A 21,159-nucleotide genomic window follows, 5' to 3' on the forward strand; every position below is an offset into this window, starting at 1 on the left:
TACGAGAGCCGTCCCCCGAAGGGGGCACGCCTGCAGGTTGTCGTTCCTTCTATCACTTCCCGCTGGCTGTCGCGTAAAGGCTGGATTACTGTACATGCAAACAGTATTCCGGTGATTTATGAAAGTCGTAGCAATCCAGCCTCTCTTGGGATCTGGCATCCCGCTTCAACTGTTGTCCTGCACCGCTGCCGGTGGCTTTCCCAGTCCAGCGGCTGATTATTACGAACCGCCCATTTCGCTCGACGAACTGTTGAACATTCGCGCACCTCATATCTGGATCGTGAAAGTCGAAGGCGAGAGCATGCGCGATGCCGGAATTTTCACCGGAACCCGGTTGATCATCGACCGGACAGTGACGGCGTGTTCCGGACACATCGTAATGGCGTATGTCGACAACCAACCCGTGGTAAAGCGGCTGGCCAAGTCAGCTGCAGGGTGGACACTCGAATCAGCAAACCCGACATACAAGGCCGTCACTCCCGACGAATACAGCACCGTCGAAGTGTTTGGCGTCGTGACTTGGAGTCTGTCGCCTCATGAACTTTGAACCCCGGCGACCTGTGTTCGGCCTGGTCGACGCCAACAAGTTTTACTGCAGCTGCGAGCGCATCTTCCGGCCCGAGCTGAGGGGTAAACCAGTGGTGGTACTTTCGAACTCGGATGGCTGCATCGTGGCTTGCACCAATGAGGCCAAGGCGCTTGGTTTGAAGATGGGAGATCCATATTTCAAGATCCGGGCATTTCTGGAGCGCAACGGTGTTGCAGCGTTCAGCAGCAATTACACGCTCTACGGCGAGTTATCTCACCGGATGGCCATGGCTACAGCGTCCCTGGTCAGTGCCGTGGAACAGTATTCAATTGACGAATCCTTCGTACGCTTAGAGGACCAGCGCGAACCATTGGTGGACGTGGGCCGAGCTATTCAGGCGCGCGTGCTGCAGTGGGTCGCGTTGCCGGTAGGTGTGGGCATCGGCCACACCAAAACGCTCGCCAAGGCAGCACAACATGCCTCGAAGATCTGGCGAGAGAAAACCGGTGGTGTTGTAGACCTGCGCAAGCCGGAGGCTGTTGAGTGGTTGTTGCGCCGGATGCCTGTCGAAGAAGTGTGGGGCATTGGCAGGCGTATGCGCGATAACCTGGCCGGTGAAGGCATTAAAACAGCGTGGGAGCTATCCCACGCAGAGCCGCGAACAATGGGCCGCAAATACTCAGTGGTCTTGGAACGAACGATCAGGGAGCTTCGCGGCGAGTCCTGCATCGACATGGAACAAAGCCCACCGGACAAACAGACCATTTGCTCAAGCAAGATGTTTGGTCAGCGCGTCCACACAATCGAGGGGCTTGGCCAGGCGTTGGCCACCTATATCCACAAGGCCGCTGAGAAGCTGCGCAAGCAGCGATCTTTGTGCGGTGGCCTGCGGATCGGCATACAGACCTCGTTCCATGGAGACGGTCCGAAGTACGCCAATGCAGCCACGGTCATTCCCGACTACCCAACAGATGACGTGCGCGTGCTGACAAAGCACGCGCTGCGTGCATTGGAAGGCATCTATAGGCCGGGCTTTGCGTACAGCAAAGCAGAGGTCATGTTGATGGATCTGCGAAAGCGAGGTGAGTACACGCAAGATCTGTTCACCCCGAGTCAACCGGCGCGTACTGACGCGCTCATGAGCGTTATGGACAAGATCAACAGACGGTGGGGACATGACTGCTTACGCACTGCAGCTGTGCCCCTGTCGCCGGACTGGGGCATGCGTAGGGCTCTGTTGAGCCCTAGTTACATGACCAGTTGGGATCAGATGTGGACGGTGCAATGCTAGTCGTCTAAGAATTCTTTGGCCGGGGCTGGAACATCAACCCAGTCAGCCTTTTTCATCCATTGCACGAATTCATCAACGGACTGCCCGCTTTTGGCGTGAAGATCCGCAAGCATTCCCGACAGCTTCCCATAAGACGTTTCAAAGGTTTCCTCGTCTTCAACCTCTGCGTAACTACCGTAGGGGTCATCAGAATTGAAGACCTGGCCAATGTGCTTGCCGTGAACCCAGCGGAGGTGTTCGTGTTCCCGCCAGTAGTGCGGAAACCGTGTGGCCACCTCGCTCCAGTCGGTGATGGTGTAGTGGTCGGGGTAGTTGCAACCGGCGTTTGACGTATACACCCAATACAACGCGCCAAGCGTTGGATGGACGGTGCTAACAAGGACTTCGCTCATGCGCAGCCTCCTATTCAGGGCATTCTCGCGTGCGAGAATTGTCTTAGTTTCTGGCTGGGGGAAATGCAGGAATCGCCTCTCCCTTCGGGTCGGTGCTTGCGTCCCATGCCCACCACCTGGTCCCGTAGTGGGTCCGGTAGTAATCAGCCTTTACCTCTTTTCGTGCCAGATACTTGGGATCAGCACGGCCATAGACTTCCATCGGATACTCAGTGCCGGCACTGGCGTCCATCAACCAGAAGTCGGGGAATACCTGGTCTTCGCTTGAGTCGAACCGCAAGGGTTTGACGAACCTGCGTGATTCCTCACGCAACCTCGCCTCGATCACCGCTTCATAGGACGATTCCACCGGGATCCACTCGTCACTGACCACCATCAACGCGACATTGAGCGCCTGTGCTTTACCCGGTTCTGTGGGTTGATCTGTCTGAACAATCGCTATAACCCGCCGTCCTTGCCTCCAGGCCGACAGCTCACGCTTGAATCGGCGAGCAACGGTCGACCAGATCTCGTCATCGAGGAACATGCGAGGTACGCCATTGAAACCTGTGATTGTCAGGTAGCGAGCTGCGGTCATTTCTCTGTCTTCGGTATGGCCTGCAAGCGGAGCGATCACCAATAAGCGACGGTTGTTCTTGATCGCGCTCTTGACCTTCCGCTCGTTGGCCTCGGATTGAAACCCCTTCGACCCTGCCGCAATGACAAGCGCATCACCGATCCGCATTCTCGACGCAAGCATTCGATCTGCTGCGTCCTGCAGCCTGCTATGAACGAGGCCCAACCCGCGTTTACCTGCCATGCCCGGCGACCATGTATTGAGCCCGGCTTCATTCCAAAGCAGGTGCAACAAGCCCAAGAGGGTCATGGCCGGTTTGGTGGCTTTGCCGCTGCCCGAGCTGCTGCCGGTGGCTTCGGGTGCGTGTCCAGTGTCTGCGGGCTCTTTCTTGCGTAACGAGAGGGTGAGCTTGATCTTGAGATCACCCTCGGACGTTTCTTCAACCACGCCTTTACTGTACGAGCCAAGGCCCGATTTATCGGGATCTGGCGAGTAGTAAACGCAATCCAAGGCGTGTTCGGCGCCGGTGCGTGGATAACGCGAAAGGTGGAATGAATCGCTATCCGACATATGCCGTACAGCAAGGAGGCGGCAACCAGTGCCAGAGCATTGGCAACTGACAGTTGCCTGCTTGTGTGCTTTCTGCAGTACCGCTTTCCATGGTGCTGCATAGCTGGCCTGGGTCTGGAACTGCTCACTGTACTGCTTGACTGAATCGCCGTGTGCTATGGACACGGCGTATCGTTGATCAGACATAGAAGCCTCCTACTGATCGTCCCAATTTGCATCACTGGCCAGTGAGAGCGCGTTAGTGCGCCGCGTTAGCAAGTCACACAGGTACTCGGCGTCATTCGTTGCGTCGGTCGAATCACGATCCAATGCGCTGTTTAGCGCATCGCAAAGCCAGCGACTGGTATCCGGTGCGCTCAAGACCTTCTGGATTTCCAGCTCTATCGCTGCCGGTGAGGTGTCGCCATGGGCTTGAACCCCGATCCAATAGGCGTTTTCCCAAAGACTTTTCGGGTAGCCACCCATAAAGTCTTGGTGGAACGGGGCGTGTTCCCGGCTGCCAATACGGTCCTGGTTGGCGTCATTCAAGCCCTGACGGTGGCCTTCTTCTTCGCAGAACTGGAACAGCTCGATCAGTTCAAGCCCGCTGAATTCTGATTCATGGCGTCCGCTCCAAGGCATCGAGCCGCAATGATTGAAAAAGAAGCTCGGCGCATACTCTGCGGGGTTTTCGTGGAATCTGATGATGGTCATGGTAAGTACCTTTCCGGTTGGGAACGCATATCCGTTCGCTGTAAAACCCCACGTACCCGGTGTATACTCAGGCCGTGGATTTTTGCTCCTTCGCAAAAAACCTAGAAACCCGCAAGCATTGCCGTGCTGCGGGTTTCGTCATTTCAGGGCCTAGAGTTATCGGTAGAAGGCATCGCGCTGGTCATGAATGCGGCGCTCTTTAGCTCATCGTTCCAAATGCGCAGAGTTTCTACGGACACAGGTCTGGCCAGAATTTCGGCGCGGGCTGCTTCTAGGCTGCGATCCAGCTCCTTCAACTGCTCGCCGGGGGTTATGTTCAGATCCCAGCTTAGATAGGAACGAAAGGCATAATGCAAATCTGCCAAGAGGCTTGAAACCTCACTACGACGCCATTGCGCTACAGAATGGTTGCCCCACTTTGGGGGTTCGTCTTGCATCAATTTGCGAAGTTGCAAATGATCCTTGAAATAGATTGATTGCCCCAAAACTTCCTGAGCGATCAGGGATAGTTCAAGCACCCGGATTTGCTCGGTTACAGTGTCCATGGGCAGCTTGAAATGGGTTTTAACCAATTGTTCGGCTTCTCGTTCCCACAACTGACGTTTTTTGGCCGTCGCTTTCTCAGTGCGGTCCTTGCTCTCTTTGACGTGCTCCACGTTGTACTTAATTGAGTCCAGGAGTGCAGCAGCGTTTTTCAGCAATTCATGCTGCTCTAGGGAAAGCTTGGCGCCCAGCCGTCCACGCAGTGAATTGTTCTGTGTAAAGGCACGTAGTTCGCGGGCAGCGCTGCTAAGCCCAGTCTGTACGCCGCGCATGTCTTTGGCGCTGTAATAAGTGCTTATCTCCATTACAACATCAGCTGTAATGCCTTTTGCCTTCGTCAGCTCATCGCGCTTATCTGCCATGATTCGTTTCCGCCTAATTGCCGTTAGTGGGTCAAGGGTTCAAACATCGTTTTTTCCGTGATGCGGTATCGAGGGCATATCAGGCAGATAGACACCATCCAGCGGTTCTTGGGCCGGTGGTTCCATACCTGGGCCAGCTGGCAATTGGATTTCCCCATCGCTCATGGTCGGCAGTTGCTTTAGCTTGTCACTGCCGAGATCGGCTTGGTCTTCGGACGATATAAGCACCCTGGCATTGAAGCGGGCGTACTGTAGGTTTTCGCGCTTATCTGCCCATGCGATTCGGCTATTCACCACGTACGCAAGGGTTCCACCACGTTGGCCACCAACACTGATGGTTTGAATCCAGTTGTGCTTGGATAGGACGCTGATAGCACGCTTTGTAGTCGCAATGGATGTGTCCATCATCTTGGCCAAGGTCGACTGGCTGACGATCAATGCGCCGGACTTATCCATATGCTGAACGATGATGTGCATCAATTGCCCGGCCCTCGGCGCTTGAGCAATGAGAGCTGCCCATGCTTCATGCCCCGCTCGTTCGGTCTGAACCCATGTGCCGCGTTGTGTCGGTTGGACCAGTGCGCGGACTTCCCCTTCGTCATCAATCATTGTGCCTCCGGCAAGCTGTGTTTGCGTGTTAGATATCGTGCAAATTTGGAAGATATCGTACAAGTTAGGTCTATCTTAGCTCATGCCGTGAGCGATATGTAGTGCATCCATGCACGTTATCTCTCACAAAATGGGGGATATCGTTCAAGGATGAGCGAAGGGTAGCTCATGGGGGGGGGTAGCTCATATAGTGAGCTAACCTAGCTCACAGATAGTGAGCGGGGGTTAGCTCATGGATAGTGAGCGATGGTGGTGCATAGTAGGTGAACTGAGGTTGGTGCAAGACGTGAGCTAGGTAATGCTCTGGAAGCCCCGTAATTCAAGGGCTTCTATCTCCTGGTTCTTATGATCTCTAACGACTCCAATTTATGCAGTGGCTGTTAGGTACTCAAAGTCGCCTGCCGGCGGCGGCCAGTCGGGAATGAATGACAGACTCCGGCTACGCCTTCGCTAGTCACTCATTCCCGACCGGCTCAACTGGAAAAACCTTCAACGAGTTCGTCCCGGATACGCATCACAGTCGTGGTTGAACAAGTTGCATGACGGGCTATCGCTCGGATACCCAAGCCAGCAGCCAGAAGCTCACGGACACGCTTGCGAAGCTCCAGATCTGCCGGTCTGCCCTTGTAGACCCCTGCGGCTTTTGCTTTGGTAATTCCCTGAGACTGCCGTTGCCGACGCTGCAGATAATCTTTCCGTGCGATTGCCGCCATCATATCGGTCATCATTGAATTGATCGCAGCCAACATCCGATCAGTGAACTCGTCACCAGATGGCAACGTGAGTCCCTGGTAACTTGTGGGAAGGTCGACAGCTACGATCCTCAAGCCTCGGCTGTCTATAGCTGTTCGCAATGACCGCCAATCTTGGTCATTCATACGAGACAGCCGGTCAATAGCTTCAACCAGAATGACGTCACCCCGGCGCGCATCGTTTAGAAGTCGTTGTAGCTCTGGCCGATCAGCTAGAGTGCCGCTGATGTTCTCCATGTAGCTGGCAGCGATAACCTTCCCATGGCTGGCCACAAATTCCTCCAGTTGATCACGGGCGCGACTTGCGTCCTGGTCCTCGGTGGATGCTCGGAGGTAGGCACGGACGAACATGGGATCCTCTCTGTATCATTTTGGGTGTGTTCGTCAAAGTGTATCAGAAAGGTTGTCACTTAATTTGAATTGCTCGGGCCGATTGAGAACGCGGCCGCGTCTTACTTAAGATATACCCAAATATGACAGGGTGGTCACACCTCGGAGGGGCACCCCGTCACATTGATTACTCGCTTTTTCGTGCAGGCGCTGCGGTGGGTGAGGATGTCGCCAGGCGGGGAGGGTAAGGCCCCTGTGCCGTACGATACAGGGACACATCGTTGCCGTTTTCAGCGCTTCCAAGCTTCACGAAGCCTTGTCAGTACCGGCACAGCATTTTCAATTGCCGTGCGGTGATCAGATGCTGCTGATATCAGCGCCATAGCATCAACTACGGGTTTGTACTGTTCGTCAGCCTTCTCCTTACCGTACTGCTTCACCAGCTCGGTGTGGCCAACATCAGGTAAAGGCAATGATTTGTTGTTCTGCGCTTCGGTCAGTGCTTCCCGTGCTTTCTTGTGAGCGAGATCTGCATCTGCCAGTTTTTGATAGTGCTTCTGCCGCTGGGCTTGGTCGGGTTCGAATTCAGCGGCAAGTTGAAGCTGAGCCATCAGCCACAAGGATTGGTCGATTCTGCTCACAGCTTCGGATACAGGGCGTAGGATTTCGGACAGCTCTTTCATGGTTACTGGTTTGTCACTGTTCATGGTCGGGCTCGTATGTATTTACGGAAGGGTTGATTTACAGCCGTCGAACACTGTATTCGAACACTCCAGATTTTGACTTCAACGATGTGTTTACCTTGTCCATACGTACGTCGATGCGTTCTCCGTAGACAAAGTGGGCTTCATCCTGCGTTGGCCAGTCTGCGGCATCTTTCGGATATGGGGACGTCATCCATGCACCCACGTAGGTCTGATCGCCCTTTTCAGAACCCACACAAAACTGGTCAACGACTTTGACTTTGAAGTCGCCCTTCATGTCCAGAACCTGGTCCCGCCCAAAAGCGCATTGGCCCGACGTTGTTGTGAGCGTGTAAGCGGGTTTCGTAACGAGCTTGCCGGTATTGTCTTTGTACACAGTAGAAACTGTCATTTCCCAACTGGAGCCATCCCCTTTCAGTTGCGACGATGCGCCTGGATAGACTTCTAACAGGGTTGGCTCGTTTCCCGCTTGGGCCTGCATAACTGTCAAACCAAGCAGGGCTGCAAATAGAGCGGTTTTCATCGGTTCAATTCCTTTTTGGTACTTGAGTGCGTTTGCCAATAGAGCAATCGCTCTGCATCTGCTTCCTTGACGAAGCGATCGATCATGTCGGTGGGTGCGCAGATCTGCGCGCACTTCCAGCCTTCGGGGGTCTTCATCAGGTAGGCCGAATAAATTTTGTCGCGAATGGCAAGTGCCCGTTGCTTGGTGAGCCCATGTGCATTTGCAACGGCTACAAGGCCCTTGCCTTCAACCAGCAGCTCATAGGCAACATCGAGGTTGCGGGCATGCATCTTTGAAGTTGAACGGATCCGCTCGAATTCATCGGGCGGGATCCGTAGGTCCTGGTCAGCAACTCGGCTACTCATTCCGGTGCTTTCCAGTTCTCGGCCTGGGCGGCTCGCGTTTTATCCAGCTCGGTTTTGAGATAGTCGATTTCGGATTGCAGGGTTTCAACCTGTGCGGACAGGACGGTATTGGCCTCGCGGAGCTTGTCGAGTGCATCATCCAGAAGGGCAGGGCCAACCGGTTTCGCTTTTGTCTTAGACCCGCCGTGGACGCGCAGTGCTTTGGTGGTGCGCAGCGCAGTTCTTACCTCTGTCCGCAAGTTCATATCTGGATTTGCGTCTGCACGCTGTAGCAGGTCAGCAGCTGCATTGCTGTCCAAGCGGTCAAGGCGACCAAGATCATTGACGGTCGATATATCCGCAGTGATGCCCTTGGTAACAGCCTCACGGCTGGCCCCTTCACTGGTTACGTTTTCCAGATACGCGATCCGTTCCGCTACCCAATTGAGGCTCTTGTTCCATTCGTCAGCAACTGCCTGCAGCGTACCCAGCTCGTCTTTGTCGGCTTTCAGAGCGAGTGCAATGTCCAGCTGACTGAGGTTTTCGCTATGTACGTTCTCGGAACGCTGGATCCGCTTGGCCTGTGCGTCTGTAAGTTCTCGCACAACCGCTTTCAGCAATATCCCTTTCAGCTCGCAAGCCAGGTAACGGCGTTCACCTGCAACCATCAGGTATTTGAAACCTGATTCGGGGTTGGGGTGGGGACGGAGAATTGCAGGCTCGATCTGTCCGTTCTGTTCTATGTCGTCGCCCAGCTCCTCAAGCGACTCCTTGGAAAAGCCGGGGTTATTACGGTTTCGAATCTGCTTGATGCATTGGATTTCACCGGTGCTGACGCCGATGATGGTTTCACCATCATTGAGCGCCGGTTTCTTCTGAAAATCCGAAAGTTTTTTGGCAGTCGCAGAAACGGCCCTGCCAAAAGGATTTGGTGTCGTCGTCATGTGATCTACCTCAGATTGACCAGACCTTCTCAAGAACAGCCGCACAGGCAGATTTCATTTCCCGTCCTGCAGCACGCTGACTACCGGATTTCGCTTTCCACCAAACCGGATTGCCGCTAGCGAGTGCCGAGTTGATGCATGGCCGGTGAACGATATGGACCGGAAACATGGCATCGCCATAGCTCTCCTGAAGGCTTGGCAACAGGTCAATTTCATTGGTTGATCGGCTGTTGATCTGGTTTGGAAGAAAACCGAGGAACTGCAAGTTCGGGTTGTACTGCTCACGCACAGCTTCGATAGTGGACAGAAGCTTGGGCATGCGAGCGAGTGTGAAACCGCTGATATTGAAGGGCGACACCACCGCGTCAGATGCTGCGAGCGCGGCGATCATCCGGCGTTGTAGGTTGGGCGGTGTGTCAATCATGCAGAGGTCAAAATCAGCGGAGAAGTGATCGAGCGCTTCTTTCAACCTGGTCACGATGCTGAGATCCATGTCGTCAACATCCAGCAATGGAACATCGGCCTCGATTAGCCAGATGTTTGCCGCGACCTGGCGAGGGTACAAGCCCTTATATTCGTCGCTGAATAGCATGCTTGATTGGACATAGGTTGTGTCGTCCCCGTCTTCGAGAGGCGGGTAGAACTGCGACAGATCGCCTTCATCGAGGTCGACGACAAGAACGCGTTTACCTTGCTCGGCTGCGAGACTGACAAGATGGACTTCAATAGTCGTTTTGCCGACGCCGCCTTTCTGGTTCGCCACGGTTGTGACTTTCATCGCCATGGGTATTCTCCGGTGAGCGTTGATTTGTGTAGGCACATCCTTGCATGGGTAAACCCCTTGGTCAACACCTTGATAGGGTTTACTTTGCATTCTTTCTCGCATGCGAGAAAAAGGCAGCCTGCTAAAATCGGCACCGGGTCGGGGGTCTATAGAGCGGGGCGTTTCCTTGCGCATCTATAGGGCACTGATCAAGGGTGGCGGATCAGGGCGGCTCCTGTCCGCCGCCCGACCTCTCTAGACCGGGCATTCTGACCGTTCGTCTCCTGTTCGTAACAAAATGTCATTTCCGTTGTCATTAGCGCGTGAAGCACTGTCTTGGTGCCACTACCGCTCTTAGGCGAGGCGATGCCTTGCACCACTCGATGACGTGAATATGGAAATTCGCAACCCTTTCAAACACTTATAGAACCTTAACCGTAGCCGGGCTAATGCCTGGGGCTAGGCCTTTCGTTTTTTATCTGCATGGATCCAATTTTTTACAAATGAAACCTTGATTTAGTTAAATGAAATGCTTATTCTGTGTCACGAAAAGGCGATTTCATGGAATAAAACCCGATAGAGGGAAGAAATGAGAGGTGGGATCTAGATCAAAGACGTGTAGGACTCCAGTATCGCCCCTGTATCTAGTGAACGGTTGCCCTGGGGAAATGATGCAGAGCCTAGACAAAAGAGAGTTGGCGGTTTTCGCCGTCGCACAGCCTGACTACCGGGTCGTTCTTGAGGAACGAATCGACAGCGACGGACGAAAGTGGGCATTAATTATTGAAAGTCCTTCGACGGGACAGGTTTACAACGTTGTAACCGCGTTAGGGAAAACCAGGTTATTCAAGAATGCCGATACTGCTATCGACTTCATAAAGGAAACCTGCCCTAACAACCCTTTTAGAGTAATAACAGTAACGTACGGGGGTTCCCCGTCATGATGAAAGAGGCAATGGTATGCAATCTCAAACTTCCAAAGTTGGACGCACCGTAGAAGGACTGCACAAAGAAAGTTGGCGTACTTGGCTCAAGGCCAAGGCATCACAAACCCTGCAAAGCGTTCTCTCGCAAAAGACCCCGTCGCACAAAGCGCTGATGCGTAATGACTGGATGGCCAAGGCCACCAAGTTAGCGACGCTGGGGTCGATTCTCTCGCTGGCCCTGATCCCTGAATTCGCCAATGCGGCACTGGATTTCAGTGGATTGAAAAGCATGGCCAAGGACTTCGTGTCCTTCCTCATCTTTGACGTTGGTTACTACCTGGGTATCGCAGCCATTGCGTTCTGCGGCTTCCAGGCGAAGTCCGGTCGTATGTCGTGGGGCCAGTTTGGCTGGGCGGTATTCGGTATCTTCCTGGTGTTCTTTGCCCCGAACTTTGTCGACACGATCAAAGAAGGCGCTCAATCAAGCTTGAGGTAAACCATGGCCGAGCAAGATCCTGATGAAGGTGAAGTGCTCGTAGTGGCGATGGCCCGGCCATCAATGGTGGGGCCGTTTACCTTATCGAGTATTTTGATCAGCCTCATAACCCCAGTGTTGGCAGCACTGTTACTTCGATCACTTTATGTGCTCGCTACGATGCCAATACTGTTTGCCGCTGCGTACTGGATCTGTAGCAAAGACGTGTACTTGTTTGGTGTGCTTAGAGCGGCATTCAAGTTGAGAGCATCACGGCTACGTAAACTGTGGGGATATAGAAGTTATGCGCCTCGTTGATAAAGCTTTTAATAAGCTAGTGCGAAATATGGATCTTTCGCTTGGTGTCCAACATCCAGAAGGGTCCGATCAGGATCTCGATGAGTTGGTGGTCAGCGAGATGGTGCCGTATGACGTGCATTATGACGATCAAACAGTCATCACCGGCGAGGATTCGCTGGTGCAGGTCATCAAGATTGATGGCCTGATGTTCGACTCGCTCACTAGCACGCAAATCAAGCTGTTCGAAGAACGCCGCAATACCGTGCTACGCACAGTGGCAAGCAGTGATTTTGCCATTTACGTTCATGTCATCCGCCGTAAGGTGATCGACTTTCCAGAAGGGCAGGGCGGTACTTGGTTCTCCAAGTATTTCAATGCCCGGTTGCGCAAGCGCTATGAGAACAGAGGTTTCTACGTCAACGAGATCTATATCTCGCTGGTTCGGAATCGCTTTCGCTCTGGCGTGCCAGGACTGATGGATCGGGCAATTGCGCTGGTCACTGGTAACTCAGCTGCAGATGAAGCAGGCGAGACACATGAAGCGATGGCCGACTCACTCTACAAGGCCGCAAACCTTGTACTGCGGGGCTTGTCCGACTACGGCGCTACCCGTCTGCGCATCCAGCGTCATCCGACCGCAACCAACGGTGTAGTTGATCGCGAAGCTGCGTATCAAGCAGTGGCCCGCTTCCAGTGGAAATGGGACGACTTCAAGGTCCAGCTGGGCGATCACGCCGAGTACGACGCTGAAGCTGTTTACGATTACCTGGGCGAGGAATACTGCGAGCTGAGCAGCTTCTTCAACTACCTGATCAATCTTGAGTACCGCAAGATTCCGGTCACAGAACTGAAAATCAAGGAGGCTTTGCCCTACGCCCGGTTGAACTTCCGCATCCTGGCAAACATGTGTGAGATTCGCGGCAGTACGTCAGCGCGCATCGGTTCCATGTTGAGCATGGCCGAATGGCCGCGTCGTACACCGTCTCGCATGATGAACAAATTCCTGCAACAGCCTGTGGAATTCATCATCACTCAATCGTTTTTCTTTGAAAACCGTATTGAAGCTGAGTCGGCAATGATGGATGAAACTCGCCGTCTCAAGGTTGCGGATCCACACAAAATCTCCGAGGACGATGCCAAGGAACTGGCCGAGGGTATCCGTGCTTTGCGCCGTGGCGATACGGTCAATGGTAAACATCACCTGACCATTTTCATTCACGTTCCATCAGACGCAAACACCACCGCCGAGAGTCGCAAAGCGAATGTGAAGCGACTGGATGATGCGGTTGGTTTGATCGAAGGGTGCTTTGTCGACCTGAACGTCAAGTCGGTTCGTGAGTGGTTGGCCCTTGAGACGTTCTTCTGGTCGCAGCTACCTGGTCAACAAGAAGCTCTTATCGGTCGTCGGGGAAAGATCAAGTCAACCAACTTTGCGGGCTTCGCATCGTTGCACAACTTTGCTCGCGGGCGTCGTGACGGCAACCTTTGGGGCCCTGCAATCACTGCTTTCGAAACGGAAAGCGGTACTCAATACAACTTCAACTACCACCGTGAACTGGAAGGGATGGTCGCTGGCCACACTGGTGTAGCTGCAGGCACCGGTTCGGGTAAAACGGCATTGATCGCTGAAACAGTCAGTGAGGCGGACAAAGCTTTGCCGGTTGTGTACTGGTTTGACATGCGCTACGGGGCCACCGTTTTCATGATGGCCATGGGCGGCGTCCACTCCATCCTTTCCCCGCACAACAGCATGGGTTGGAACCCCTTCAAGCTGCCTGACACGGCTGAGAACCGTGCCTACTTGATCGATCTGCAGATCCAGATGCGGGAGTGCTACGCAAGCACCGCCACTGAGTCCGACGATATCAAGCGGTTCAAGGATGCAGTAAACGAGAACTACGAGCTGCCCTACGAAAATCGCCGGTTGCGCAATGTCGTTTGGACCTACGGGCACGGTGCATTAGCCGACATCATGGCCATCTGGCACGGGGCCAAAGGCATTGAAGGTGCAAACGCCGGCGTATTTGATAACGAAACCGATACTTTCGATCTCAGTAAATCCCGGCACTACTGCTTTGAAATGTCAGAGCTGATGAAAGGCGGCGAAGCACGCCCGGAACTGCCGGTAGTGATGAGCTACCCATTGCACTGCATTGAGCAGGCCATGAATGGCAGACCCTTCATTCTGGTTTTGGATGAAGGGCAGAACCTGGTCAAAAACGATTTTTGGCGCAATCGAATTGACAATTTCATCATGCAGATCCGCCGTAAAAACGGGATTTTGATCTTCATCACCCCGGACGCGAAGTACTTCCACAGTGAAACCGACTCCATCGACAAGCAGACCGTAACCAAGATCTACCTGGCCAGCGACTCGGTGAAAGACGAAGACCACAAGAACCTGACGGAGGAAGAAAAGAAGTGGTTGCGCGAGCTGAATCCAAAGGACCGCAAGTTCTTGATTCGTCGCGGTCAGGAATCGATTCGTGCGTGCTTCGACCTGTCCTCCGATAACCCTGACGAAGACCTGTCCGATTTCATTCCGGTCCTGTCTTCAAACGATGTTGGTGTGGCCTTGATGTACTCAATCATTGAGCGCCTGGGCACCAATGACCCCGAGGTCTGGGTGCCAGTTTTCATGGCAGAGGCCAAGGCCAATAACACCCACAACTTGAAGGCTATTCGATGATGAAGACGATAAAGAAACTGAGTTTGGCTATTGCCATGACCATGGCGATTACCGGTCAGGCAGGCGCTACAGGCGTGCCAACTGGCGATGCGGGCACCTGGGCTGCACTGGCTCAAAACCTCGCAGAGCTGCGCGAGCAATACAAGGTGTTGAAACAGCAGTACGAAACGCAGACCGACATTATGAACAACATGCGCGGTTCCTATGGCCGTGGTGCTATCGGTCTGAGCGATTCGATCAACTCTGCATCGGTGGTGCCCGGTTCCTGGCAAGAAGTAGTTTCGCGTCAGAACTCTGGTGCATACGGCAGTAAGCAGTCGTATTACGAGGAATTGGTCAACACCTTGCCGCAAGAGCTGTTCGCCAATCCTGACAGCAACCGCGCACGGGGCTACCAGCTCAGTTCTAACTCTGTCGTAGCCGCCATGTCTGCCGGTGAAGCGCTGTACAGCGAGGTACAGGTTCACCTGAACAACCTGACCACGCTTTCAATGCAAGTGGATAACACCACCAACGCGAAGGACGCCGCCGATCTGCAAAACCGGATCGCCACTGAAAACGGGATGCTGACTTCGGCCCAGTCCAAGCTGCAGGCGTTGAACATGAACCTGCAGGCGAACCTGGCTAATCAGGAAAACCAAGCAACGTCGCAGAACGAACAGTTCTTCCGTTGGAAAAAAGACTAATTCTCGCGTGCGAGAAAAAGGAGATCACATGAAAACTCTTTGGCTGATTCTCAAGATCCTCACCGTACCGGCCTGGGGGCCTCTGTGGCTGTTCTACCGGTTTGGCAAGTTCATGCTGCTGCTCGTCATCGTGTCTGCCGCGTCGGGCTGTGTAACCAACACCGGCAAGATCGACAAGTCGCCATGCGCCTGTGAGTTCAAGCCTTTCGTTATTCAGGCCAAGGAGGCCCGCAATGTCTAAGTTCTTCACCGTAACGAATACCGTGTGCGTGGTAATCGCCGGGTTTGTCATGGGGACCATCATCTACGTCAACACCACCACCTTTCAGTTCGGTAGTGAGGCTCCTGCCAATGGCGATGCTCCGGTACAGATCGAAACGTCCTCGGGCAACCCGTTGTTGAAAGCCACTAAAGCTGATGTGGCCAGGTGGTTTCCGGGGACATGCTTCGCCGAGATCTACATGAAGAACCCATCGTACAAAGGGGGCCTGGTCGCTGGCTGTATCGACAAAACGTCGAAAGAGATCAAAGCCGAAACGGGCATGACACTTGGTGCTGATGACTTCCGTTCATCCGAGGTCATCACGCACTTCAAGTCTGTGTACGGGGCATCGAATCCATGGCGGACCTAACCCTCAAGGGCCTGATAGGGGCGACCGATGAGGTGACAACTAGCTTTGTCGCCGAGGTCTTCCCAAATCTCGCTGGCTTGGTAGAGCCCCTGGTCTGGACAATCGCCGTCGCTTATTGGGCAGTCCTGGGTATTCAGACCTATAACGGCAAAATCTCTGTTGCGCCGTGGGACATTGTTAAACGGGCAATGCTCACGTTTATGGTCTTCCTGACGCTTAATTGGTCAACGGGTGGGTCGGCGCTCTATCAGATTTGGGGTACTTGGACTGAAACCATTGCGGCACAAATCATGAGCAGAGGTGTTGATAGCACTTCAATGCTTGACGCGCTTTATGTGAATGTCGGTCAGGTTGCAAGCACGCTGATGAACGTTAGCTGGCGTCAGTTTGGCATGATCATCATGGGTTCCGGTTTGTTTATGGTGAACTGCATTCTGTTTATCGCTGCAATCCTGAATATGCTGATTGCCAAGTTTGGCGCAGCAATCATTATGTGCATATTGCCAATACTGCTCGGTTTCATATTTTTCGAACAAACGCGGCAATGGACAATGAGCTGGTTTAGCAAAATGCTGAACTTCTCTCTGATCTACATATTGTCCATCGCAATTGTTCGTTTTGGTTATGCGATTTTCGGCCAAGCAATTGATGAGATCGCCAATACAGCCACCATTTCGGATGCTGCATTGATCACCGCTCAACAATGGGGAACTCTTATCATCGTTGAAGGCGTGTTGATCATCTGCTTATTGCAAGTTCGTGGGTGGGCAGCTGCGATTGCTACCAGCGCAACAGTCGGTGGTTCATCGTTGGCGATGATGGCATTGCGAACCGTAGGATTGGGGAAATAAGCAATGGACAATACATTGAAGAAAGATGAGATTGCGCGCCGTAAGCGTCAACTCGAACACAAAAAGGTAAAACAAGAACGTAACCGTAGTTACTTTCTGAATGGTGCGTTCGCACTAGCCCTGGTCGGGTCAGCCCTAGCCATCGCGTTCCTGGCTGAAACAAAGACGTTCATCAATGTGGTGACGGTGATCGGCGCCGATGGTGAAGTGCTCAAGCAGCGCACGGTTACGGCGGAAAACGTCGACAAAGAGCAGGCTGTCATCGAAGGCGTTCTGTTTGATTTCATTCGTGCTTGTAACACCTTTGACCCTCGGCGCAAGCAACAGCTGTCCGACACCTGCCACACGTACATGACCCGCAATGTCGCTGTCGAATATGAGAAGGAGATCAGCCCTGATAACGCGCGCAATCCATACGCATCGCTCGGGGAAAACGACTGGATCGAAGCCCAACCCAAGCGCATGAACAAGGTTGGCGATGAGTATCAGGTGATGTTCCTTTCAACCAATCACAAGTGGGGTGACAAAGAGCCAACGGTTATTTCCTACCTGGCAACGATAAAGGTTGCACATACGATGATCCCTAGGGCTTTGGGTGATCGTTGGGAAAACCCGTTTGGCACCTTGGCAACTTTATACCGTAAGAGTGAAGAACTGAGCCGCCAGTAATTCATTCCCCACAAGGAAACTAATCATGAAAAAACAGTTCGTTCTACCGACAGCTATTGCCCTGAGTTTGGCTCTGTGTGCATTTAATGCACAAGCTGCAAAGTTGCCGAGGGCTCTGTCCTCTGACAACCGTGTCAAACAAGTGCCCTATGACCCAAACCAAGTTTATGAGCTGGTCGGGACTTACGGATACCAAACATCCATTGAGTTCGAAGCGGATGAAATGGTCAAAGTCGTTGCACTTGGTGACACGATCTCCTGGCAGAGCATGCCATTCCGTAACCGGGTTTTCTTGAAGCCGGTGGAAGACAAAGCAGACACAAACATGACGGTGATTACATCCAAACGGACGTATTACTTTCAGCTCAACAGTACGAACTCGAAAACAAGCCAGTCGTACTTGATCCGATTCGTTTATCCAACCAGCCGTGTCACCTCGTATAACGATGCAGCGGAAACCCCTGCGGCTTCCGCTGCTGGTCCAGTCACCAGCACCGGTACTCCGACCTCCCCGAACATCAACTACGGCTATTCGGGTGACAAAGAAGCCATCGGCCTGCAGGGCGTCATGGATGACGGTCAGTTCACCAAGTTTCTGATGAAAAAAGGCGCGGATCTGCCGCAGTTTTATCGCGTTCTGCCTGATGGCACCGAGGCGATGGTCAATGCACGCCGCGAAGGCGAGTACTGGGTCGTTCAGCGTCTGGCCAGCATGTTCGTGGTGCGCAGCGGCAATTCCTATATCTGTGTTGAAAACCTGGCGAATCCGTACAAGCGCACGGTTACTCGGGGTGCGCGTGATGGGGGAGGGGCATAACCATGGCGAAGGAACCTATCAAACCAACTGATCAGCCAGCGGATAAAACCCGCGAAGAAGAAATGGCCGAATGGAACGAGTCGCAATCGAACTCGATGCTAAAGGCTGGCTCTGGTGGAAAGCGCAGCGGCGTTCTCATGATTGCCGCAGCTGTTGTGGCGTGTGGTTTTGTGTACTGGCTCAAGCATGACAGTGGCGAGCCTGCTGCCCCTGGAAAAAACGATGAGATCGTCGCGGCTGAGCGCCGTAAGGTCCAAGACCCAACACCTAAGCGCGAAGCGGCGAAGGTCAAGCCAGTGAGCAACGATGGCGAGCCCGGTGCACCTGCTGACACTCCGCGTTCAACAGCTGAGCGTCAGACTCAACAGGAAGGCTTGAGCGAAGCTGAACGTCAGCGTCAAGCATTGGAATTGCAAGAAGAGGTGGCGCGCAAAAAGATGCTCGCTGCGCGCCAACGCTCCGCGATCTTTGCTACTGCAAAGGACGATGGTTTTGCGCAAGGCCGTGACGATCAAGATCTAGCTCAACAACCAGCCGGTGGGTCGTTGCTGGGTGGTAACTCGGGTAATTCCGGGCGCGTCTCCCGCAATGCCAACGAGAATTTCGCCTCGTCGACCTATTCCAGCGGTGTACCGGTGGCCAAAGCACGCGCTTTGGAAAACCTGCAGTTCAAGGTTCTGCAGGGTGCCGTCATCGAAGCGACTCTGCAGCCGCGTGCGCAGAGTCAATTGCCTGGCCAGATCTGCGTGAGCGTCGCGCAGGACGTTTATGCAGCTGAGGGTCGCCGTGTATTGATCCCTTGGGGGTCTTCGGTGTGCGGCAGCTACAACGCCAGTCTGGCACCTGGTCAAGAGCGCCTGTTCACCGTTTGGAACTGGTTGCGTATGCCGAAGCTGCCAGGTCGCCGAGCGATGGAAATTCCATTGGATAGCGCTGGATCTGATCAGCTGGGTTCAGCTGGGCAGGGTGGTGTCGTCGACAATCACTGGGCGCAAATCTTCGGTGTTGCTGCTGCCGTCTCGATCATCGGTGCGGGGGCTTCCAACTCCGGCGTTTCTTCGGGCGATCAAGACAACTCGGCGTCTCAGTACCGCACTCAAGTGCAAGAGGCTGCTGCTGAGTCCTCGCAAACCATTCTTAGCCGGTACGCAAACATTCAACCGACAGTCACCGTTCCTCATGGCTCACGCGTGGTGATCTACCTGCAGCGTGATTTGGACTTCACCGAACAGTTCGCCGAGGAAGCCAAAGAGGCTGACAACGGCGGCGTGAAATTCATTAACTGAGGTTTTTCCATGTCTGAGATTGCTTCGTTCCGCCAAAAGCTGCGCAGTTTTGATTTTCTGCTCGATGACCCAGCGGTATCCGAGATTGCTATCAACGGTCCAGGCAACGTATGGGCCGCGTATCGCGGTAGCCGCTTCATGCGCCCCGTCGCTGTGGATGGCGTCACCCTTCCGCTGATCAAGTCGCTAGCCGAGTTGATTGCGGCGCATACAGAGCAAGAGGTCAACGCTTATACGCCGATCCTGTCCGGTCGCATCCCTATGGACATGAGCGACCACGTAGCGGACTCGGAACGTGGCGACTATCGGGTCCAGTGCGTGCTTGCGCCTGCCGTTGAGCAACATATCGGCGGCATCGTCTGTATTCGTAAACCTGGCCGCGTTCAGCTGACGATGGACCAATACATCGCTTCGGGAGCGTTTGACCAGATCAACGAGGCACGCACGCCAGATCAGTACAGCGATGATCACCTGGTCGAGTTGTACCGCGCCAAGCGCTGGTCGGAATTTTTCATTGGGTGCGTCAAGGCCCACAAAAACATCATGATTTCGGCAGGGACAAACGCGGGCAAAAGCACCTTCCTCAACATGCTGTTGCAGCATGTAGACCCTAATGAGCGGATCGTCACAATCGAAGATACACGCGAGATCCGTCTCAAAAGCGAGAACGTGGTTCATTTGATCTATTCCCGAGGTGGCCAAGGCAAAGCGCGAGTCACGCCGTTTGATCACCTTGAGTCGATTCTCCGTCTTACGCCTGACCGCGCAATCATGGGTGAGCTTCGCGGTGCTGAGGCTTACCCCTATCTTGAATTGCTGAACACCGGCCATAGCGGTTCATTCAGCACTATCCACTCGGACAGCCCCGACCTGATGTTTGACCGGCTTGCGTCGATGGCATCGCGTGGCGGCTCCGACATGACCAAAAACCAACTTGTGGAATTCTCACGTCACCTGATCGACGTAGTGATCCAGTGGGAATACGGCTTTGATGGCCGTCGTTTCATCACGGAGGTGCAATATGCAAAAGCTGCCTAAATTCGCGCTGGCCATCCTCGCATCGGCCTGCCTTGTTGGCCACGTTGCCGCCGAAGAATCACAGCCTAAACGTTTCTCCGAACTGGCAGCCAAGTGCGCCCCGAACGTTCACGCGTCAACGCTCAAAGCGCTGATAGGCAATGAATCCTCTTTCAACCCCTACGCCATTGGTGTGGTTGGTACTCGTCTTGAGCGTCAACCGCAGTCCCTAAGTGAAGCCGTTGCGACGGCTGAACAGCTGGAGCGGGATGGCCACCGTTACGCGATGGGCTTGGGGCAACTGCTTGTCACGAACATGCGCGCCCGGGGCCTGAGCTATCAGGACGTTTTCGAGCCCTGCCGCAACCTGCAGGCGATCAGCAATTTGCTGATCGAGTATTACAGTCAGGCCCTCAAGACCAGCAGCACAAAACAAGAAGCGTTGTTGAAAGCAACGTCGATGTATTACAGCGGCAACGAACTGCGCGGTTTCAAACCAGACCATCCTGGGGAAATGTCCTACGTCGAAAAAGTGGTCGACCGTGCAAGTAACCCAACGGCAGAGGATCCGATTGTGCCCGCGTTCGACGTTCAGGAAGCCGCGCAAGCCATTCCTGTAGTCACTAGCACAAAATCCCCCTCGAAAGCGCGTAAGCGCGCTCAGGGAGCCTCTGAGCAGCCTGCAGCCCCGTGGCTGACCTTCACGGATGCAAATGGTCAGGCGGTAGCACAGGCACAGCCCCAAGCACAGCAAAAGCCGCAGATTCAGGTTCAGTTGGATACCGGCGATGCGCCCGAGGAAAAACGTCATTTCACAGCCTTCGACGCGTCGCCTGCCAATGCTGAGCCAGCGGCAATGCCCGTACAGCAGCAAGCCACCCCATCGTTCGTACAGATAATTAATTGATTTCTCGCATGCGAGAA

25 protein-coding genes are annotated in these 21,159 nt (G+C 53.8%); 14 read left to right on the forward strand and 11 right to left on the reverse strand.

The genetic code is table 11. The features are described 5' to 3' along the window. Positions 1–118: 118 nt before the first annotated feature. Together ACOI8A_RS27260 and ACOI8A_RS27265 are read left to right on the forward strand one after the other, a co-directional pair. On the forward strand, positions 119–547 hold the full coding sequence (locus tag ACOI8A_RS27260; RefSeq protein WP_011475352.1) for a LexA family protein: 429 nt from the start codon (positions 119–121) through the stop codon (positions 545–547). Continuing rightward, positions 537–1,820, forward strand: coding sequence for a Y-family DNA polymerase (locus tag ACOI8A_RS27265; protein WP_420657887.1), 1,284 nt, complete (start codon positions 537–539; stop codon positions 1,818–1,820). The genes ACOI8A_RS27260 and ACOI8A_RS27265 overlap by 11 nt, the downstream gene beginning before the upstream one ends. Here ACOI8A_RS27265 and ACOI8A_RS27270 read toward each other — a convergent pair. From ACOI8A_RS27270 to ACOI8A_RS27320, 11 genes are all read right to left on the reverse strand, one after another. Continuing rightward, positions 1,817–2,212, reverse strand: coding sequence for a hypothetical protein (locus ACOI8A_RS27270; RefSeq protein ID WP_011117394.1), 396 nt, complete (start codon positions 2,210–2,212; stop codon positions 1,817–1,819). The genes ACOI8A_RS27265 and ACOI8A_RS27270 overlap by 4 nt on opposite strands. Positions 2,213–2,255: 43 nt before the next feature. Next, positions 2,256–3,524 carry a DUF1173 family protein gene (locus ACOI8A_RS27275; protein ID WP_420657888.1) on the reverse strand — a complete coding sequence of 423 codons (1,269 nt, stop codon included), beginning with the start codon at positions 3,522–3,524 and terminating at the stop codon, positions 2,256–2,258. A gap of 9 nt (positions 3,525–3,533) precedes the next feature. After that, positions 3,534–4,031, reverse strand: a complete 498-nt coding sequence (locus tag ACOI8A_RS27280) for a hypothetical protein (RefSeq protein WP_420657890.1) — start codon at positions 4,029–4,031, stop codon at positions 3,534–3,536. Positions 4,032–4,174: 143 nt separating this feature from the next. Continuing rightward, the gene (locus ACOI8A_RS27285) at positions 4,175–4,936 is read right to left on the reverse strand and encodes a hypothetical protein (protein ID WP_420657892.1); all 762 of its coding nucleotides are present in this window, start codon (positions 4,934–4,936) and stop codon (positions 4,175–4,177) included. A gap of 39 nt (positions 4,937–4,975) precedes the next feature. Continuing rightward, positions 4,976–5,545: a hypothetical protein gene (locus tag ACOI8A_RS27290; protein WP_420657894.1), complete on the reverse strand. Its 570-nt coding sequence runs from the start codon at positions 5,543–5,545 to the stop codon at positions 4,976–4,978. Positions 5,546–6,018: 473 nt separating this feature from the next. Then, the gene (locus ACOI8A_RS27295) at positions 6,019–6,648 is read right to left on the reverse strand and encodes a recombinase family protein (RefSeq protein ID WP_420657895.1); all 630 of its coding nucleotides are present in this window, start codon (positions 6,646–6,648) and stop codon (positions 6,019–6,021) included. 269 nt (positions 6,649–6,917) lie between these two features. After that, positions 6,918–7,334: a hypothetical protein gene (locus ACOI8A_RS27300; RefSeq protein ID WP_420657897.1), complete on the reverse strand. Its 417-nt coding sequence runs from the start codon at positions 7,332–7,334 to the stop codon at positions 6,918–6,920. 34 nt (positions 7,335–7,368) lie between these two features. Next, a complete protein-coding gene (locus tag ACOI8A_RS27305; RefSeq protein ID WP_420657898.1) occupies positions 7,369–7,854 on the reverse strand; it encodes a hypothetical protein in 486 nt (161 codons plus the stop codon). Further along, complete coding sequence (locus ACOI8A_RS27310) at positions 7,851–8,201, reverse strand: TrfB-related DNA-binding protein (protein ID WP_420657900.1); 351 nt, start codon at positions 8,199–8,201, stop codon at positions 7,851–7,853. Before ACOI8A_RS27310 ends, ACOI8A_RS27305 begins: the two co-directional genes overlap by 4 nt. Then, a complete protein-coding gene (locus ACOI8A_RS27315) occupies positions 8,198–9,124 on the reverse strand; it encodes a ParB/RepB/Spo0J family partition protein (protein WP_420657901.1) in 927 nt (308 codons plus the stop codon). The genes ACOI8A_RS27310 and ACOI8A_RS27315 overlap by 4 nt, the downstream gene beginning before the upstream one ends. A gap of 10 nt (positions 9,125–9,134) precedes the next feature. Next, positions 9,135–9,908: a ParA family protein gene (locus tag ACOI8A_RS27320; RefSeq protein ID WP_218585540.1), complete on the reverse strand. Its 774-nt coding sequence runs from the start codon at positions 9,906–9,908 to the stop codon at positions 9,135–9,137. A 939-nt stretch (positions 9,909–10,847) separates the two neighbouring features. Here ACOI8A_RS27320 and ACOI8A_RS27325 point away from each other — a divergent pair. From ACOI8A_RS27325 to ACOI8A_RS27380, 12 genes are read left to right on the forward strand one after another with little or no spacing between them, the layout of a single operon-like run. Further along, on the forward strand, positions 10,848–11,309 hold the full coding sequence (locus ACOI8A_RS27325) for a TrbC/VirB2 family protein (protein ID WP_420657903.1): 462 nt from the start codon (positions 10,848–10,850) through the stop codon (positions 11,307–11,309). Positions 11,310–11,312: 3 nt separating this feature from the next. Continuing rightward, on the forward strand, positions 11,313–11,606 hold the full coding sequence (locus ACOI8A_RS27330; RefSeq protein ID WP_420657905.1) for a VirB3 family type IV secretion system protein: 294 nt from the start codon (positions 11,313–11,315) through the stop codon (positions 11,604–11,606). Continuing rightward, a complete protein-coding gene (locus ACOI8A_RS27335) occupies positions 11,593–14,277 on the forward strand; it encodes a type VI secretion protein (RefSeq protein ID WP_420657906.1) in 2,685 nt (894 codons plus the stop codon). The genes ACOI8A_RS27330 and ACOI8A_RS27335 overlap by 14 nt, the downstream gene beginning before the upstream one ends. Then, positions 14,274–14,963 (forward strand): type IV secretion system protein, encoded by a 690-nt coding sequence (locus ACOI8A_RS27340; RefSeq protein ID WP_420657907.1) that lies wholly within the window; start codon positions 14,274–14,276, stop codon positions 14,961–14,963. The genes ACOI8A_RS27335 and ACOI8A_RS27340 overlap by 4 nt, the downstream gene beginning before the upstream one ends. Before the next feature lie 28 nt (positions 14,964–14,991). Then, complete coding sequence (locus ACOI8A_RS27345) at positions 14,992–15,204, forward strand: hypothetical protein (protein WP_011475420.1); 213 nt, start codon at positions 14,992–14,994, stop codon at positions 15,202–15,204. Beyond that, complete coding sequence (locus ACOI8A_RS27350; RefSeq protein ID WP_420657908.1) at positions 15,197–15,595, forward strand: hypothetical protein; 399 nt, start codon at positions 15,197–15,199, stop codon at positions 15,593–15,595. The genes ACOI8A_RS27345 and ACOI8A_RS27350 overlap by 8 nt, the downstream gene beginning before the upstream one ends. Then, a complete protein-coding gene (locus tag ACOI8A_RS27355; RefSeq protein WP_420657909.1) occupies positions 15,583–16,446 on the forward strand; it encodes a type IV secretion system protein in 864 nt (287 codons plus the stop codon). The genes ACOI8A_RS27350 and ACOI8A_RS27355 overlap by 13 nt, the downstream gene beginning before the upstream one ends. A 3-nt stretch (positions 16,447–16,449) precedes the next feature. Then, the gene (locus ACOI8A_RS27360; RefSeq protein WP_420657910.1) at positions 16,450–17,115 is read left to right on the forward strand and encodes a VirB8/TrbF family protein; all 666 of its coding nucleotides are present in this window, start codon (positions 16,450–16,452) and stop codon (positions 17,113–17,115) included. A 25-nt stretch (positions 17,116–17,140) separates the two neighbouring features. After that, complete coding sequence (locus ACOI8A_RS27365) at positions 17,141–17,932, forward strand: TrbG/VirB9 family P-type conjugative transfer protein (protein ID WP_420657911.1); 792 nt, start codon at positions 17,141–17,143, stop codon at positions 17,930–17,932. Positions 17,933–17,934: 2 nt separating this feature from the next. Beyond that, entirely contained in the window at positions 17,935–19,218 is a 1,284-nt protein-coding gene (locus tag ACOI8A_RS27370; protein WP_420657912.1) for a TrbI/VirB10 family protein, read from the forward strand. A 9-nt stretch (positions 19,219–19,227) separates the two neighbouring features. Then, positions 19,228–20,256, forward strand: a complete 1,029-nt coding sequence (gene virB11 / locus ACOI8A_RS27375) for a P-type DNA transfer ATPase VirB11 (RefSeq protein ID WP_011475414.1) — start codon at positions 19,228–19,230, stop codon at positions 20,254–20,256. Beyond that, entirely contained in the window at positions 20,240–21,142 is a 903-nt protein-coding gene (locus ACOI8A_RS27380; protein ID WP_420657914.1) for a lytic transglycosylase domain-containing protein, read from the forward strand. Before virB11 ends, ACOI8A_RS27380 begins: the two co-directional genes overlap by 17 nt. Positions 21,143–21,159: the final 17 nt, after the last annotated feature.

Source organism: Pseudomonas sp. P4795, from assembly GCF_048822895.1.
In the GTDB taxonomy this organism is placed as follows: domain Bacteria; phylum Pseudomonadota; class Gammaproteobacteria; order Pseudomonadales; family Pseudomonadaceae; genus Aquipseudomonas.

Excerpts from the sequence above, each read along its gene's own strand:
- ACOI8A_RS27265 (WP_420657887.1), top strand. The coding sequence starts at position 537 with ATGAACTTTGAACCCCGGCGACCTGTGTTCGGCCTGGTCGACGCCAAC.
- ACOI8A_RS27355 (WP_420657909.1), top strand. The coding sequence starts at position 15,583 with ATGGCGGACCTAACCCTCAAGGGCCTGATAGGGGCGACCGATGAGGTG.
- ACOI8A_RS27335 (WP_420657906.1), top strand. The coding sequence starts at position 11,593 with ATGCGCCTCGTTGATAAAGCTTTTAATAAGCTAGTGCGAAATATGGAT.
- ACOI8A_RS27380 (WP_420657914.1), top strand. The coding sequence starts at position 20,240 with ATGCAAAAGCTGCCTAAATTCGCGCTGGCCATCCTCGCATCGGCCTGC.
- ACOI8A_RS27290 (WP_420657894.1), bottom strand. The coding sequence starts at position 5,545 with ATGATTGATGACGAAGGGGAAGTCCGCGCACTGGTCCAACCGACACAA.
- ACOI8A_RS27275 (WP_420657888.1), bottom strand. The coding sequence starts at position 3,524 with ATGTCTGATCAACGATACGCCGTGTCCATAGCACACGGCGATTCAGTC.
- ACOI8A_RS27280 (WP_420657890.1), bottom strand. The coding sequence starts at position 4,031 with ATGACCATCATCAGATTCCACGAAAACCCCGCAGAGTATGCGCCGAGC.
- ACOI8A_RS27345 (WP_011475420.1), top strand. The coding sequence starts at position 14,992 with ATGAAAACTCTTTGGCTGATTCTCAAGATCCTCACCGTACCGGCCTGG.
- virB11 (WP_011475414.1), top strand. The coding sequence starts at position 19,228 with ATGTCTGAGATTGCTTCGTTCCGCCAAAAGCTGCGCAGTTTTGATTTT.
- ACOI8A_RS27295 (WP_420657895.1), bottom strand. The coding sequence starts at position 6,648 with ATGTTCGTCCGTGCCTACCTCCGAGCATCCACCGAGGACCAGGACGCA.
- ACOI8A_RS27350 (WP_420657908.1), top strand. The coding sequence starts at position 15,197 with ATGTCTAAGTTCTTCACCGTAACGAATACCGTGTGCGTGGTAATCGCC.
- ACOI8A_RS27330 (WP_420657905.1), top strand. The coding sequence starts at position 11,313 with ATGGCCGAGCAAGATCCTGATGAAGGTGAAGTGCTCGTAGTGGCGATG.
- ACOI8A_RS27285 (WP_420657892.1), bottom strand. The coding sequence starts at position 4,936 with ATGGCAGATAAGCGCGATGAGCTGACGAAGGCAAAAGGCATTACAGCT.
- ACOI8A_RS27320 (WP_218585540.1), bottom strand. The coding sequence starts at position 9,908 with ATGGCGATGAAAGTCACAACCGTGGCGAACCAGAAAGGCGGCGTCGGC.
- ACOI8A_RS27360 (WP_420657910.1), top strand. The coding sequence starts at position 16,450 with ATGGACAATACATTGAAGAAAGATGAGATTGCGCGCCGTAAGCGTCAA.
- ACOI8A_RS27310 (WP_420657900.1), bottom strand. The coding sequence starts at position 8,201 with ATGAGTAGCCGAGTTGCTGACCAGGACCTACGGATCCCGCCCGATGAA.
- ACOI8A_RS27340 (WP_420657907.1), top strand. The coding sequence starts at position 14,274 with ATGATGAAGACGATAAAGAAACTGAGTTTGGCTATTGCCATGACCATG.
- ACOI8A_RS27370 (WP_420657912.1), top strand. The coding sequence starts at position 17,935 with ATGGCGAAGGAACCTATCAAACCAACTGATCAGCCAGCGGATAAAACC.
- ACOI8A_RS27260 (WP_011475352.1), top strand. The coding sequence starts at position 119 with ATGAAAGTCGTAGCAATCCAGCCTCTCTTGGGATCTGGCATCCCGCTT.
- ACOI8A_RS27365 (WP_420657911.1), top strand. The coding sequence starts at position 17,141 with ATGAAAAAACAGTTCGTTCTACCGACAGCTATTGCCCTGAGTTTGGCT.
- ACOI8A_RS27305 (WP_420657898.1), bottom strand. The coding sequence starts at position 7,854 with ATGAAAACCGCTCTATTTGCAGCCCTGCTTGGTTTGACAGTTATGCAG.
- ACOI8A_RS27325 (WP_420657903.1), top strand. The coding sequence starts at position 10,848 with ATGCAATCTCAAACTTCCAAAGTTGGACGCACCGTAGAAGGACTGCAC.
- ACOI8A_RS27270 (WP_011117394.1), bottom strand. The coding sequence starts at position 2,212 with ATGAGCGAAGTCCTTGTTAGCACCGTCCATCCAACGCTTGGCGCGTTG.
- ACOI8A_RS27315 (WP_420657901.1), bottom strand. The coding sequence starts at position 9,124 with ATGACGACGACACCAAATCCTTTTGGCAGGGCCGTTTCTGCGACTGCC.
- ACOI8A_RS27300 (WP_420657897.1), bottom strand. The coding sequence starts at position 7,334 with ATGAACAGTGACAAACCAGTAACCATGAAAGAGCTGTCCGAAATCCTA.